We start from the raw sequence: 14,755 nt of genomic DNA, 5'->3' as shown, positions 1-14,755 counted from the left end.
AGCTATTTGGCTTCCTTTTTCTATGCCAAAAACCATGGGGAATGTTTCTTTCCCATGGTTTTTTATATTGAAAGGAGTACGGAAAATGACAATTTGTAGTGTAAATAATGTAAAGAAATCTTTTGGTGGAAACATCATATTTGAAAATATATCGCTTGAAATAAAGAATGGAGAACGTATTGGGTTAGTTGGTCGTAACGGTAGTGGGAAGACAACTATCTTTCAGCTTCTAACAGGAATGGAGAGTTTAGATGCAGGAGCCATTCATATGAAGAAAGGTACATGCATCGGTCATGTAGCACAAATTCCAAAATTCAATAATGAAATGAATGTATATGATGTATTAAGCTCCGCTTTTAAAAAGGAAAAAGAGTTGGAGATAGAAATGCATGCTTTAGAAAAAAATATGGCGGAAGAACAGGAATCATCTGCTTTACAAAAATTGATGGAGAGATACGGAGTAATTCAAGAAAGGTACGCGTTTCTCGGTGGTTATGAAATAGAAGCGAATATTATGAAGGTAGCAAATGGTCTACAGGTGACGGAACTATTTCCCCGATCATTTATGGAGTTAAGTGGTGGAGAACAAACAAAAGTAAGCCTTGCGTATATGCTATTGCAGAAACCAGATTTACTTTTGTTAGATGAACCAACAAATCATTTGGACTTATTTGCAGTCGAGTGGTTAGAGCAATTTCTAAAAGAGTATACAGGAACAGTTATGGTCATTTCGCATGATCGCTATTTCCTTGATGAAGTTGTAAAGAAAATTTTTGATTTAGAAGATGGAGAAATTCACGTATATCATACGAACTATTCACAGTTTGTTGAGGAAAAGGAAGAAAGGTTGCTTCAAGAATTTCAAGCGTATCAAGAACAGCAAAAGAAAATAAAGAAAATGAAAGAAGCAATTAAGCGTCTACGTGAATGGGCAAATCAAGCGAATCCGCCGAATGAAGGATTGCATAAGAGAGCGAGAAATATGGAACGTGCATTAGAGCGCATAGAGAAACTAAAGAGACCCATTTTGGATAGAAAACAGATGGGACTTCAGTTTGAAGGGCAAGAGAGAAGCGGGAAAGATGTTGTTGTAATGAAAGAAGTGAGTAAAGGATTTGCTGAACGTTCTTTATTCGAGAAAGTAAATTTGCATATTCGTTTTCAGGAGCGTGCAGCTATCGTTGGACGTAATGGTACAGGAAAGACTACGTTATTAAAGTTACTATTAGAAGAAATGAAGCAAGATACTGGTGAAATTCGGATTGGTAGTAGTGTGAAAATCGGTCATTTATCGCAACATGCGTATGGGGATATGAAGAACAATGTATTGGAAGCTTTCAGAGATTGTGTAGCTGTAACAGAGGGAGAAGCAAGACATATATTAGCGCGATTTTTATTTTATGGTCCAGCTGTTTTTAAGAAAGTAACGCAACTTAGTGGTGGAGAAAAAATGAGGTTAAGGCTCGCGCAACTTATGTATCAAGATGTTAATTTTCTTATTTTAGATGAACCGACGAATCATCTTGATATTGAATCAAGGGAAGTTTTAGAGGAAGCCCTGGAACAATATAACGGGACGATTTTAGCTGTTTCACATGATCGTTATTTCTTAAATAAATTGTTTGAAAAGACGTATTGGATTGATGAGCACAAATTATTTGAGTTTGCAGGGAACTATGCATGGGCTCGTCAAAAGTGGGAAGAAAGAATTGAGAAACAAGTAGCAAAACAGAAGCAGCAACAGCAAGGGAATAAAGCGTTAGAAGTAATGCCTATAAAAAAGAAGAAGGCTAGGAATTTAGAGGAAGTTGAAAACGAGTTAATGCATATAGAAGAAGATATATATGCACTTGAATGTAAAATGGAACATGTAGTTGATGTTGAAATGCTTGAACAATTGTATGAAGAAAAAACGAAAAAAGAGTTGTTACGAGCGGAGTTATATAATGAGTTAGAGAATATTGTGTAGTAAAGAAAATAGAATGAAAAAGAGCAAGTTGTTTTCTCATATTTTGAGGGAGGGCTTGCTCTTTTTTGTGTAAGGAAAGAGAATAAATTGGTATAATTTTCTTGTTAATACAATTGCGAGACGAGTTTTAGGTTATTAAAATGTGAGGAGAATTTTATGTTAGGATACGCGCGGATTGCTACAATCGTCATGATTTGTTTCGTTTATGCAAATCATGTTTCACGTGAAACAGCAAATTTACAAATTTTTGTCGGTATTGCACTTTTTATTTATATTGTGAATCATATTTTGCTTGTAAAAGTAGAAGGGAGTAGAAAACTCATTTTTTATACCCTGCTAGCAAACGGTATTGTCACAGCGCTATTAGGTTTTTTATTTCCCGAGACATGTTTATATTTAATTATATTTGGGATTGATGCGGTAGGGTTATTTATTCATGATTGGCGTAAAAGCATGACTTATTTTTTTATCGCTTTTTTCTTTCTTTGTTGGTTTATAAATATACTACATACGTATCAACATACAGAGAGTCTGGAATTGGAGAGTAATGCAATTAACTTTATGTTTATCATTTTCAGTGCTTTAGCTGGAAACTTAATAAAAAAACTTACAGCTGCTCGGCAAATGGTAGATGAGCAATATGGGGAATTAGCATTATCTCATACAGCTTTAAAAGAAGCACATGAACAATTACGGCTATATGCTAAAGAGGTGGAAGAATTGACTGCCGTTCGGGAGAGGAATGATATTGCCCGAGAAATTCATGATACAGTTGGTCACAATATGACTGCCTTACTTGTTCAGTTACAACTGGCAGAGGTTTTATGGAAACAAAAATCGGACGCTACAGAAGAGGTTTTACATACATGCCATGGGCTAGCTAGAAAATCACTTCAAGAAGTGAGAGCTTCTGTGCATGCCTTAAAAGAGGAAAGTAAACTAGGGAACATAATAGAGAATATGCGTGAAATGTTACATGGATATTCTAAAGCGACGAAAGTACAAGTATCTTTTCAATTACAAGGAGATCCGGTTTTGATTCCGTTGTCACTACAGCCTACGTTGCTTCGTATTATGCAAGAGTCTTTAACGAATGCAAAACGTCACGGAAAAGCTAGTTTATGTGAAGTAAGTTTAGTTTGTTCAGTGGAACAAGTTAAGTTATGTATTTTGGATAATGGTATGGGAGTCAATGAAGTAAGCCCTGGATTTGGTTTACTTAATATGAAAGAACGTGTAGAGGAGCATGGTGGAATCATTCAATTTGAGAGTGAAATAGAAAAAGGTTTTCACCTAAAAATCGAATTTCCACTCCGAGAAAAAACATGGGTAATAGGGGGAGCGTTATGATTCGAATTATGATTGTTGATGATCAATCACTGATTCGTGATGGATTGGCAATGATATTAAATTTACGTCCGGAACTGGAAGTGGTAGGGACGGCTAGTGATGGGGATGAAGTCGTACAAAAGGTGAAACAATTACAGCCTGAAATTATTTTGATGGATATTCGGATGCCTCGTATGAATGGTGTTGAAGGAACTCGTTTAGTTAGAGAAAAGTTTCCTTATATAAAGGTTCTTATGTTAACAACTTTTAGTGATAGTGAGCTTATTTTTGAGGCATTAGAGCAAGGAGCGAGTGGTTATTTATTAAAAGATATGGAGACAGATGCCATTGTTCAAGCAATTTTAACGGTACATGGTGGAGGGGCTGTGCTTCCTCAAGATATAACAGCGCAAATTGTAAAGGAATTAAAAAAAACAAAAACAGTAGTAGAGCGTACCCCGCCAGAACAACTAGAACAATTAACTGAGCGTGAAGTAGAGGTTTTAAGGGAAGTTGGACTTGGTTTAAATAATAAAGAGATTGCCAAAAAGCTATTCATTACAGAAGGAACTGTAAAGAATCACGTTTCTAATTTAATTAGTAAGCTAGAACTGAGAGATCGAACGCAAGCAGCGATATACGCAGTAAGGTATGGCGTCACGATGTACACATGACTTTTGGCATACATAAGTGTAAAAAAGCAGCAAAATTTGCTGCTTTTTTATTTTGTATTTCTATCTCAAGAGCGATGGAGAGAAGAAGAAAATTTTCTACAATGAAAGTGTAGATGAATACAAAGGGGCTGAATCAATATGTTAGTCATAGATCATATTACGAAATCATTTGGCAAGAAGGAAATTGTAAAGAGTGTTTCTTTTGAAGTGAAAAAAGGTGAAACATTTGGATTGCTTGGTCCAAATGGGGCGGGGAAATCAACGACGATATCAATGATTTGCGGGCTAATTCCATACGATAGTGGTGATATAAAAGTTGGCGGAAAATCTGTAAAAGAGTATCCACTAGAAGCGAAAAAGAAAATCGGTATTGTCCCTCAAGACATTGCACTGTATCCGACACTTTCAGCAAAGGAAAATTTAATCTTCTGGGGAAAGATGTACGGTTTAAATGGAAAGGTTGCAAAAGAGCGGGCAGAGAAAGTGTTGGCTTACGTCGGTTTACAGGACCGAGGGAAGGATAAAATTGAAACATTTTCAGGTGGAATGAAACGGCGTATTAATATTGGTGCAGCACTTATGCACGAACCAGAGTTATTAATTATGGATGAACCGACAGTCGGGATTGATCCGCAATCGAGAAATCATATTTTAGAGACTGTTAAAAAATTAAATGAAAAAGGCATGACGGTCATTTATACGAGTCATTACATGGAAGAAGTTGAGTATTTATGTGAGCGAATTGCCATCGTTGATCACGGAAAGGTAATTGCACTAGGAACGAAAAGAGAGTTATGTAATCGTCTGACAGATGGGTTTATAGTGAAATTGCAATTAAATCGCTATAGTACGGAACTGCTACAAAAGTTGAAAGCACTACCTGTTGTTGAGCGTATTATTTTTGACGAAGATAATAGCACGATTGACATTGGATTAAATGGTGGCGAGGCAATTGGTACAGTTGTTTCAGTAGTTGTTGAGAACAACGCGCAAATTTTAAAGCTGGAAGTACAAGAACCGAATTTAGAAGCACTCTTTTTACAATTAACAGGACGTTCACTGCGTGATTAAGGAGGTTAGTGCGAGATGAAAAGTTTCATTATTGCATGGAAAGATTTAAAAATCCGTTTAATTGATCGGCGCGGATTTATGATGATGTTAATTATGCCACTTTTATTAACAGCAATTTTAGGTTCAGCGTTAAGTAATGTATTTGATAGTGGTGGACTACCGAAAACAGTAATTGGCTATTATCAAGAAGGAACGGATGAGTTTGCAGATGTCTTTCGAAAAGAAGTATTGCAATCTAAAGAAATAAAAGATGACGTGAAAGTAAAGGTATTTAACTCTCAGGAAGAGCTTGAAGATATGTTAAAGGAAAAGAAAATTGATGTAGGAATTGTCATCCCAAATAAATGGAGCGAACAAGTACAAGATGGAAAGTTAAAAGAACCAAAGGTGCTTATAGATCCATCCAAAGATATACAAGCGAAAATTGCTGAATCAATGATTCGTTCCTTTTCAGAACGTGTTCAAACAGTCGCAGTATCTACTAAAAGTGTTGTAACAGAATTAGTAAAATCCCAGCAGGGTGATGTGGCACAAGTTGCAAAAGAGGTAAGTGGAAATCTACAGATGATAGCAACTGCAAGTACGGATCATATCGAAAAAGGAACAGTTGGTAAAAAAACAGTTGCAGCGATGCAATATTATGCAGCAGCGATGTTAGTCATGTTTTTACTATATAACATAACAGTAGGTGCGAAGTCAGTTGTGACAGAGCAACGAACCGAAACGTTGGCGCGGTTGTTCAGTACACCGACGAGTTCATTTTCAATTTTATTCGGGAAATTTTTAGGTACATTACTATTTGCCTGTATACAATTTGGAATGTTTATAGTTGCTACACACTTTATGTTTCATGTGGAATGGGGCGAAGACGTGTCTCAAATAGTAGTGTTGGGGGTTTCGTATGCAATTTGTGTTTCTGGTTTATCCATGCTAATTGCAGCCTTTATTCGTGAGGAAAAAACGGCAGATTTAATGGGGGGAATCGGCATTCAAATATTAGCTATATTAGGTGGATCAATGTTACCGATTTACGTATTTCCCGATACGCTTCAAACAGTTGCGAATATTGTTCCAAATAAATGGGCACTTACAAGCTTCTTAAATATTATGTCGGGAACATCTTGGGATGTGCTACTCCCTATTATTTTAAGTTTATGTAGTGCAGGAATTATCTCCGTTATGATTGGAACGTTACGTTTACGCACGAGATAGGAGGGGAAATGATGAAGAAGGTTTGGGCACTTTGTTGGCTAGAATTAAAACAAATCTTAATTAAGCCACAAAGTTATATACTCATGTTTGGAATGCCTATTATTTTCACACTTATTTTCGGTGGGCTTTTAGGTGGAAGTGGGAATGAGAAAGTAAATGTTAGTTTAGTAGATAAAGATGGTTCTGTATTATCTAGCAAGTATTATGAGGAAATAAAGAAAAGTGATTTAATTTCTATAGAGAAGGTAACGCATGAGGAAGGGAAACAGAGGATCGAAAACAAGAAATCATCTGGTATAATCATCATTCCAAAAAATTTTCAAAAGAGTATGCTAGATAGAAAGGTAGAAAATATTCAATTTCAAGCCAGTGCTGATTTCACTGGTGGGACTTCTGTAGAGCAAGTAGTAGCAAGTGCATTAAAAAAGATGGAGATTGAAGTTAGTGCAGCAAGGGATTTTGAGAAGAAAAGTAACACTTCGTGGGAAACGATGTATGAAACAATTTATACAAAAGTAAATCCTGTTTCGATTCAAAAAGAATCGATTTTACATGATGATCAAAAGTTAAATAACGTTACAGGTCGAGCGGCAGGTTTTTCAATTCTATTCGTCATGATTGTCATGTTAAGTGCGACAGGAACTATTTTGAAAGCTAGACAACTTGGGGTTTGGTCTCGTTTATTAGGGACACCAGTTTCAAAAGTTCAAATACTAGCAGGTTATATCCTTTCCTTCTTTTTAATAGGGTGGATTCAATTTGGTGTTTTAATGATATTAACGCATTCATTATTTGATGTGCAGTGGGGAAATTTATTAGGGGTTATTACACTCGTTTCAGTATTGTTACTAGCCGTCATTGGTCTAGCTTTATTATTGGCAAGTATAGTAAAAACAACAGAACAGCAGTCAGCACTAGGTAATATCGTTGTAATTTCAACATGTATGATTAGTGGTCTTTATTGGCCGGTGGAAATTGAACCAGCTTGGATGCAAACAGCGGCAAATTTTGTTCCGCAAACTTGGGCGATGCGTGGCTTTACGGAGTTAATTGTAAGGGGAGGCACATTAGCAGATATAGGAGGATATATTGGTATACTCATTTTATTTGCAGGAGTATTTTTCGTAATTGGTTTAACAAGAATACGTTACGACTGAAAAAAAGAAAGCAGAGTTACAGCTTTACGCGCTGAACTCTGCTTTCTTTTTGTGTGGTATCTTCCCTCGTTGAAATTATAATAGCGATCCCGAGCATAATAAAAAAAGCTAAAAAGAGGACGAACTTTGGGAAGAACGGGAATAGTAATAACGCCCCGACTATTATGATTGTTAATAGCACATAGTGCAGGACATATTGGAATAGGTTGTCCATATTTTCGCCCCCTTTTTGGTAGTTACTTGTTAATATTCTATGCTGGGCTATTAGATAATAGAATGAATTTTTTATTAAGTTTGCCTAAATTAAAGATTGATAAATAATTTTGAAAAAACTCTCAAAATATTTATATAGAAATAATTGACAAAATATACTGAAAGATATAAGCTAATAACCATAAAGTCTACCGGAAAGGTCGGAATAAGATTGTTACCCCTCAAAAACATCTGTTTTTTTACGTTCAAAACCGACTTTTCCGATTGGCTATAAAATGTTGCTGTGGGAGGCATACATAAGGCAAGCAGTTCATAAGGTGTAATTATTAAAAAAAGTTAGGGTGGGGACAATGAAGAAAAAGACAAAAAAATGGGCTGGTGTATTTTCAGTATTGCTGAGTAGTTCGCTTGTGTTATCTGCTTGTGGGGGACAGGAGGATACAGCTTCTACAGAACCAGTGAAAAAACAGGATTTGAAAGATTCTAAGATTGAAACAATTCCAGCTACAGATAAGAAGAAAAGTCCAGAAAAAGCAAATCAGCGGAAGGATACTTTTATTACGGCCATTTCTAAGCCGGGGGGAGTTTTCTTACCATATTTCCAAGAAAATGGTTGGGATGGAAATGTAACGTCTGTTATCTTTGCATCATTAGTAACAACAGACAAACAAGGTAAGCCTGCTCCGGACCTTGCGGAAAAATGGGATATTTCTGCTGATCAGTTAACATATACATTTCATCTACGTAAAGACTTAAAGTTTAGTGATGGTTCACCGTTAACAGCGGACGATGTGGCATTTACATTAACGCTTCTACACGATAAGGCATATGAAGGTGGGCAAGATATAGCTCAGTATGCTATTAAAGGTGGGAAAGAATATAAAGAAGGAAAAGCAACTGCTATTGAAGGAATTCAAGTTGTTGATCCACAGACAATTAAAATTACGACTGGAAAGGTAAACTCACAAGCATTAGTTGCTTTAGGTGGACCTGTATTATCAAAAGCGTACTATGGAAAAGATTATAAACAAAATACAAGTTTAGACTATTTAAAAGCATTATATGGCCAACCGATTGCAGCGGGTCCATATAAATTTGAGAAGTATGTTCCAGGTCAGGAAGTTCGCTTTGTAGCAAATGAACATTACTATGCAGGAAAACCGAAAATTAAAAACTTTATTTATAAAATTACATCAGGTGATACTGGATTCCAATTATTCCAAACAGGTGAACTGGACTATAGTGGATTTAGAGCAAATCCTGAAAATATAGAACAATTAAAAGGATTAGGTTTTGCAAATATTAATCTCGAATCTTCAAGCGATATTGCTTATATCTATGTAAATAATAAGAAAGCGTATTTGAAAGATAAGAAGGTACGCCAAGCACTTACTTATGGATTAGACCGTAAGAAGTATGTTGATACAGCCTTACAAGGTTATGGTTCTGTTGCTAATGTACCAATTGCTCCAGTTTCATGGGCATATACGGAAGAAGGTATTAATAAATATCCATACGACGTAGAAAAGGCTAAAAAATTATTGGATGAAGCTGGTTGGAAAGTAGGTTCTGACGGGGTTCGTGAAAAAGACGGTCAAAAATTAAAATTAACATACTACGCGTCAAATACAGGTAAAACAAATGATATCTTTATTCCAATTGCAAAAGAAAGTTACAAAGCAATCGGTGTTGAATTAAATCCAGAGTTAATGGACTTTAATACGATGCTTTCAAAAGTAGGAAAAGGTGACTACGATTTAGCGGCAGTTTCAACACCAGGAATTAGTGATCCAAGTGAAGTTGTAAGCGAGTATTTATCAACTAATCCTAAAAGTGACACTGGCTATAATAATCCAAAAGTGGATGAGTTAATTGTAAAAGGTATAGAGACGACAGATATTGAAAAACGTAAAGCGGTTTATAAAGAACTATATAAAGAGTTAAGTGATGATCCACCAGTTATTTTACTAAACTACCGTAAACTACTTTACGCTCATAATGCACGTATACAAGGCATCAATCCAGAAAAATATGATGGTATTAGTTCTAACTTGCCAGTGCTATCAATTGAAAAATAAAGATTAACTAAAATAATAGAAGGCATTTTTTCATACAGCAAGAAATAAACGCTGCTTTGAAAAAATGTTCTTCTATTTTTAAGTAAATAGGATTGGGGAGACAAAAGGTGAAAACATACATCATTCGTAGGTTTCTACAAATGATTCCTACATTGTTTGGTACGTCCATTATTATCTTTTTCTTATTTGCACTCTTGCCAGGTGATTATATTGATTCGAATCCAAAGTTAACACCAGAGAGGGCTCAAGAATTAAGGGAACTGTACGGTTTAAATAAACCGATAATTGAAAGATACTTTCACTGGCTAGTTAACGCATTACACGGTGATTTTGGATTCTCATTACAATATCAAGAACCCGTGACATCATTACTTAATAAGTTCATTTGGAATACATTTATTGTTGCAGTTGCAGCTTTATTTTTCACTTGGATTATTGCTCTTATTATCGGTGTTGTTTCAGCAACAAAACAGCATTCATGGTTTGATAGACTTGTAACAATTGGTGTTTTTGCTGCAATGTCATTTCCATCATTCTTTATAGGATTGTTTTTAATTAAATTATTGGCAGTTGATTTAAATTTATTACCAATTGGTGGCATGATTGATATTGGAAGTAACTCGACGGGCATTACATACATATTGGAAGTATTACGTCATATGATTCTGCCTGTATTTATTTTAACGCTTCTCGGTGTAGGGTCATTAACAAGATATTTTAGAACGGGCATGCTGGATGTTGTAAGACAAGACTATATTCGTACGGCACGTGCAAAAGGATTAAAAGAAAGAACTGTTATTTATAAACATGCATTGAAAAATGCAATTTTACCGGCGATTACGTTACTTGCGTTTGAATTACCAGGGTTATTTTCTGGCGCAATTATTATTGAACAAATCTTCAACTGGCCAGGGATTGGAAGTATTCAATTAGAAGCATTGAACTTTCGTGATTATACAGTATTAATGGCATTTACGATGTTCCTTTCTTGTTTAACAATTATGGCAAACTTCTTTGCAGATATTGTATATGCATTTGTTGATCCACGAATTCGACTGAAGTAAGGGGGGAAAGATATGGAGACTATTACAACAATAAAGAAAAAGAAAGAACAGAAAAAAAGAAATGAATCATCACCATGGCGTCAAGCCTATAAAAAAATAAAGCAAAATAAAATGGCATTGTTTGGTTTATACGTTTTAATATTTATGTTTTTATTTAGTTTCATTGGTCCAATCTTTTCACCATACGCTTCGGGGACAGTACAAGTAACGCAAATCAATAAACCACCTAACATTTCACATTGGCTCGGAACAGACCAATTAGGACGGGACATTTTAACTAGGCTTATGCAAGCAGGACGTATTTCACTAACAATCGGTTTAGCATCGATGTTACTATCTGTTATACTCGGTGCTCTCTTAGGAGCCGTTGCTGGTTTTTATCGTGGTATTGTAGACCATCTAATTATGCGTATTGCAGATGTGTTAATGTCTATTCCAGGATTGCCATTGCTTATTATAATGGGGGCAATTTTATCAGAATGGAAACTACCATCAGAATACCGGTTATATGTCGTAATGATTATTTTAAGTTTAGTAGGATGGCCAGGACTTGCTCGTCTTGTGCGGGGGCAGATTTTAACGCTCCGGGAGCAAGCATTTATGCAGGCAGCAGATGTATTGGGATTAAAGGATTCTCGTAAAATTATCAATCATTTAATTCCAAACGTTTTTCCATTATTAATTGTTGTAGCGACGTTAGGTGTGGCTGGATCTATTTTAAGTGAGTCTGCACTAAGCTACCTAGGTCTTGGCGTTGTCCCACCTACACCATCGTGGGGAAATATGATTAGCTCAGCAAACTCATTAATCGATTTCCAAAAACGCCCGTGGTTATGGATACCACCTGGTTTTGCAATCTTTATAACAGTTGTATCAATTAATTTACTTGGCGATGCACTTCGTGATGCATTAGATCCAAAGATGAAGCGGTAGGTGAGAAAGCATGAGTAGAGCAGTAGTAGAGCTAAAGGATTTACAAACACACTTTCAGACGGAAGAAGGTACAGTAAAGGCTGTCAATCATGTTAGCTTTTCAGTTCGAGAAGGTGAAACAGTTTGTGTAGTAGGCGAATCAGGTTGCGGGAAAAGTGTAACGGCTTTATCTATTATGGGACTTATTGCTGAATCTGGCGGCATCGTTGGTGGTGATATTCTTTATGAAGGAAATAGTCTTTTAGGAATGAAAGAGAAAGAACTTCGTAGTTTAAGAGGAAATGATATCGCGATGATTTTCCAGGAACCGATGACATCGCTTAATCCGGTCTTTACTGTAGGGGAGCAAATTGTTGAGACGTTAAGAGAGCATGAACTACTTAGCAAAAACGAAGCATACAAAAAAGCAATTGAATTAATTCGTAAAGTTGGTATTGCTCGTGCTGATGAAATTGTCCATTCTTATCCGCACGAACTAAGCGGTGGCATGTTACAACGTATTATGATTGCTGTTGCACTTAGTTGTAATCCGAAGTTATTAATTGCAGATGAACCGACAACAGCTCTGGACGTTACGATTCAAGCGCAAATATTAGACTTACTAAGACAAGTAAAAGAGGAATTTAAAACGTCCATTTTGTTAATTACACATGATCTAGGTGTTGTAGCGGAAATGGCCGATTACGTTGTCGTTATGTATGGCGGAAAAGTTATTGAAGAGGCACCGGTACTAGAGATATTTCAAAATCCGAAACATCCATATACACAGGGGTTGCTAAAATCAAAACCAGTAATGGGGAAACGAACAGATAAACTTTATTCTATTCCAGGGCAAGTTCCAAATTTGGTTGGCTTAGATGAGTTTTGCTACTTTAGTGGTCGCTGTGAACATTGCATGGAAATATGCAAAAATGAAGCGCCAAATCTTAATGCGCATGACGAGGATCATAAAGTAGCTTGTTGGTTATATGAGGAGCGTGCTGGGCAATGAGTGAACCATTATTAGAAGTGAAGAACTTAAAAACGTATTTTCCGATTAAGGGCGGCGTATTTAGTAGAACGATTGGACATGTGAAAGCGGTAGATGGGGTAAGCTTTACAATTGATAAAGGAGAAGTGTTTGGCCTTGTAGGAGAGTCTGGAAGTGGGAAAACGACGATAGGAAAAACAATTCTCCGTCTCGTTCAAAAAACAGAAGGTGAAGTGAAATTTAAAGGTCAAGATGTTCATGCTTTATCAAAAGAGGAGCTGAGAAAGCATCGTCCTAATATGCAGCTCGTCTTTCAAGATCCATTTAGCTCATTAAATCCAAGAATGAGAATTGGAGAAGCGCTTGGTGAGCCAATGTTGGCTCACGGGCTAGCGACGAAAGAAAATGTCCGTGCAAAGGTGATAGAAGTATTGGAGTTATGTGGTTTAGCGCCGTATCATATTGACCGGTACCCTCATGAGTTTTCCGGTGGGCAACGTCAACGTATCGTTATTGCAAGGGCGATGGTATTAGATCCAGAATTTATTGTAGCTGATGAGCCTGTTGCGGCATTAGATGTATCTATTCAAGCGCAAATCATTAATTTGTTTAGTGAATTACAGGAGAAAAAGGGATTATCATATTTATTCATTTCACATGATTTAAGTGTTGTGGAGCACTTATGTACGAAAATTGGAATTATGTATTTAGGAACTATTGTGGAAACAGCACCACGTGATGAGTTATTTGCGAATCCACTTCATCCATATACAAAAGCATTATTATCAGCAGTGCCAATACCGGATCCAACAGTTAAGCGAGAACGGATTATTCTAGAAGGGGATATTCCAAGTCCGGCAAATCCGCCGTCAGGTTGCCGTTTTCATACACGCTGCCCCTTTGCTACAGATATTTGTAAAACGAATGTACCAGAATTTCGTAATGCTGGTGAAAATCACTTTGTTGCTTGTCATCATGTGTAAAAAAAAGGACTCTTTCCAAAAGTGAAAGAGTCTTTTTTTTATTTACTAGATGAAGTTTGTTTCAATACAAATTGCTCGATTGCATGAGCAACACCATGTTCATTGTTTGTTAATGTTACAACGTCACATAGTTTTTTTACATCTTCTTCGGCATTTCCCATTGCTATAGATAAACCAGCAACTTGTAACATTGGCACGTCATTAAAGTTATCGCCGATTGCAACAGTATCTTCAATTGGTATATTGAAATAAGCTGCCATTTCTTGCAAACCATTGCCTTTATGGCCATGCTTATCCATAATCTCTACATTAGTAGGAGCTGATGCCGTAACTGAAATGTCCGTATCTTCTTGTAAAGTTTGTAATAGCTGTGAACGATGAGCAGCATTAAATGTTAAAATGAAGAATTTAGATATTTCTAATTCTGGATTATTTACGACATCTTCTATTTTTGGGAAATCAGTAATTAAGTTAGATTTCTTTTGTTTTTCTGTAATTCTTTCAAGTTCCTCAAGTGTAACATCTAGTGTATGTTTATTTTCTTCGAATGCCTGCATGACTTGACCTTGCCATGTATAAGGAGAATAAACCCCTTTATTTGTGTACAACTTATATGGGAAACCTTCAGATTCTAATAATTTTGCAAGCTTGTATACTTTATCATTTTGTAAACAACGCGAGTTAATTACTTTTCCGTCCACATAAACAATTGCCCCATTGCTTGCTCCAACTGGAAGAGATAGTTTATATTCTTCCAATAATTTCAAAGCATCCTCTTTCGCGCGGCCAGAACAAATCATTACAATATGACCAGCTTCTTTTGCGGTTTGGATAGCTTGTAAGTTCTCTTTGGAGATTTCAAGATTAGATGATAGTAGTGTACCATCCATATCTAGTGCGATTAATTTCAAAATGACCACCTCTTTGTTTCCATTATACATAGTTATATAGAGGAAACATATAAACTTATCTTGGAAAGATAGTATTTTATCCCGCATTAATTTGCCAGTAAAAGCTCGATTGGTGAGGGGAATAATTAGTAGGGAATGGAACTCTCGTTGATTAAAGTTTTACTTTGTTTTGTAACAAAATAGAGATGAAT

General features: G+C 36.2%; 13 protein-coding genes. 11 read left to right on the top strand and 2 right to left on the bottom strand.

All coding sequences use genetic code 11. The features are described from left to right. Positions 1 to 85 precede the first annotated feature (85 nt). The 6 genes from abc-f (at position 86) to QCI75_RS25555 (ending at position 7,412) form a co-directional block, all read left to right on the top strand. On the top strand, positions 86 to 1,969 hold the full coding sequence (gene abc-f, locus QCI75_RS25580; RefSeq protein ID WP_353761404.1) for a ribosomal protection-like ABC-F family protein: 1,884 nt from the start codon (positions 86 to 88) through the stop codon (positions 1,967 to 1,969). Between the two features lie 156 nt (positions 1,970 to 2,125). Beyond that, positions 2,126 to 3,319 (top strand): sensor histidine kinase, encoded by a 1,194-nt coding sequence (locus QCI75_RS25575; protein ID WP_144506098.1) that lies wholly within the window; start codon positions 2,126 to 2,128, stop codon positions 3,317 to 3,319. After that, positions 3,316 to 3,972 (top strand): response regulator, encoded by a 657-nt coding sequence (locus tag QCI75_RS25570; protein ID WP_144506099.1) that lies wholly within the window; start codon positions 3,316 to 3,318, stop codon positions 3,970 to 3,972. Before QCI75_RS25575 ends, QCI75_RS25570 begins: the two co-directional genes overlap by 4 nt. A 138-nt stretch (positions 3,973 to 4,110) precedes the next feature. Next, a complete protein-coding gene (locus tag QCI75_RS25565; protein WP_128283245.1) occupies positions 4,111 to 5,043 on the top strand; it encodes an ABC transporter ATP-binding protein in 933 nt (310 codons plus the stop codon). Positions 5,044 to 5,058: 15 nt separating this feature from the next. After that, positions 5,059 to 6,255 carry an ABC transporter permease gene (locus QCI75_RS25560; protein ID WP_144506100.1) on the top strand — a complete coding sequence of 399 codons (1,197 nt, stop codon included), beginning with the start codon at positions 5,059 to 5,061 and terminating at the stop codon, positions 6,253 to 6,255. Between the two features lie 11 nt (positions 6,256 to 6,266). Then, a complete protein-coding gene (locus QCI75_RS25555) occupies positions 6,267 to 7,412 on the top strand; it encodes an ABC transporter permease (RefSeq protein WP_353761401.1) in 1,146 nt (381 codons plus the stop codon). Between the two features lie 16 nt (positions 7,413 to 7,428). Here the strand turns inward: QCI75_RS25555 and QCI75_RS25550 are convergent, their stop codons facing one another. After that, entirely contained in the window at positions 7,429 to 7,626 is a 198-nt protein-coding gene (locus tag QCI75_RS25550; RefSeq protein ID WP_002115459.1) for a hypothetical protein, read from the bottom strand. Positions 7,627 to 7,975: 349 nt separating this feature from the next. On the opposite strand from QCI75_RS25550, the gene QCI75_RS25545 reads away from it, so the two are divergent. The 5 genes from QCI75_RS25545 to QCI75_RS25525 all read left to right on the top strand — a co-directional run bounded on the left by QCI75_RS25545 (position 7,976) and on the right by QCI75_RS25525 (position 13,653). After that, positions 7,976 to 9,703 (top strand): ABC transporter substrate-binding protein, encoded by a 1,728-nt coding sequence (locus tag QCI75_RS25545; RefSeq protein ID WP_144506102.1) that lies wholly within the window; start codon positions 7,976 to 7,978, stop codon positions 9,701 to 9,703. Between the two features lie 107 nt (positions 9,704 to 9,810). Further along, positions 9,811 to 10,767, top strand: coding sequence for an ABC transporter permease (locus tag QCI75_RS25540; RefSeq protein ID WP_144506103.1), 957 nt, complete (start codon positions 9,811 to 9,813; stop codon positions 10,765 to 10,767). A 12-nt stretch (positions 10,768 to 10,779) separates the two neighbouring features. Then, positions 10,780 to 11,700 carry an oligopeptide ABC transporter permease gene (gene opp4C / locus QCI75_RS25535; protein WP_353761399.1) on the top strand — a complete coding sequence of 307 codons (921 nt, stop codon included), beginning with the start codon at positions 10,780 to 10,782 and terminating at the stop codon, positions 11,698 to 11,700. A 10-nt stretch (positions 11,701 to 11,710) separates the two neighbouring features. Continuing rightward, positions 11,711 to 12,691: an ABC transporter ATP-binding protein gene (locus tag QCI75_RS25530; RefSeq protein WP_144506105.1), complete on the top strand. Its 981-nt coding sequence runs from the start codon at positions 11,711 to 11,713 to the stop codon at positions 12,689 to 12,691. Continuing rightward, complete coding sequence (locus QCI75_RS25525; RefSeq protein ID WP_144506106.1) at positions 12,688 to 13,653, top strand: ABC transporter ATP-binding protein; 966 nt, start codon at positions 12,688 to 12,690, stop codon at positions 13,651 to 13,653. The genes QCI75_RS25530 and QCI75_RS25525 overlap by 4 nt, the downstream gene beginning before the upstream one ends. A 38-nt stretch (positions 13,654 to 13,691) precedes the next feature. Here QCI75_RS25525 and QCI75_RS25520 read toward each other — a convergent pair whose 3' ends face one another. Further along, entirely contained in the window at positions 13,692 to 14,564 is an 873-nt protein-coding gene (locus QCI75_RS25520) for a Cof-type HAD-IIB family hydrolase (protein ID WP_144506107.1), read from the bottom strand. Between the last annotated feature and the right edge of the window lie 191 nt (positions 14,565 to 14,755).

The organism is Bacillus cereus group sp. RP43 (assembly GCF_040459645.1).
Classification (GTDB): Bacteria; Bacillota; Bacilli; order Bacillales; family Bacillaceae_G; genus Bacillus_A; species Bacillus_A mycoides_C.
This window is presented reverse-complemented; position numbering and strand designations above follow the sequence as displayed.

What these genes read in the sequence shown, in the direction of transcription:
- abc-f (WP_353761404.1), top strand. Translation starts at nt 86, where the DNA reads ATGACAATTTGTAGTGTAAATAATGTAAAGAAATCTTTTGGTGGAAAC.
- QCI75_RS25575 (WP_144506098.1), top strand. Translation starts at nt 2,126, where the DNA reads ATGTTAGGATACGCGCGGATTGCTACAATCGTCATGATTTGTTTCGTT.
- QCI75_RS25570 (WP_144506099.1), top strand. Translation starts at nt 3,316, where the DNA reads ATGATTCGAATTATGATTGTTGATGATCAATCACTGATTCGTGATGGA.
- QCI75_RS25565 (WP_128283245.1), top strand. Translation starts at nt 4,111, where the DNA reads ATGTTAGTCATAGATCATATTACGAAATCATTTGGCAAGAAGGAAATT.
- QCI75_RS25560 (WP_144506100.1), top strand. Translation starts at nt 5,059, where the DNA reads ATGAAAAGTTTCATTATTGCATGGAAAGATTTAAAAATCCGTTTAATT.
- QCI75_RS25555 (WP_353761401.1), top strand. Translation starts at nt 6,267, where the DNA reads ATGAAGAAGGTTTGGGCACTTTGTTGGCTAGAATTAAAACAAATCTTA.
- QCI75_RS25550 (WP_002115459.1), bottom strand. Translation starts at nt 7,626, where the DNA reads ATGGACAACCTATTCCAATATGTCCTGCACTATGTGCTATTAACAATC.
- QCI75_RS25545 (WP_144506102.1), top strand. Translation starts at nt 7,976, where the DNA reads ATGAAGAAAAAGACAAAAAAATGGGCTGGTGTATTTTCAGTATTGCTG.
- opp4C (WP_353761399.1), top strand. Translation starts at nt 10,780, where the DNA reads ATGGAGACTATTACAACAATAAAGAAAAAGAAAGAACAGAAAAAAAGA.
- QCI75_RS25530 (WP_144506105.1), top strand. Translation starts at nt 11,711, where the DNA reads ATGAGTAGAGCAGTAGTAGAGCTAAAGGATTTACAAACACACTTTCAG.
- QCI75_RS25525 (WP_144506106.1), top strand. Translation starts at nt 12,688, where the DNA reads ATGAGTGAACCATTATTAGAAGTGAAGAACTTAAAAACGTATTTTCCG.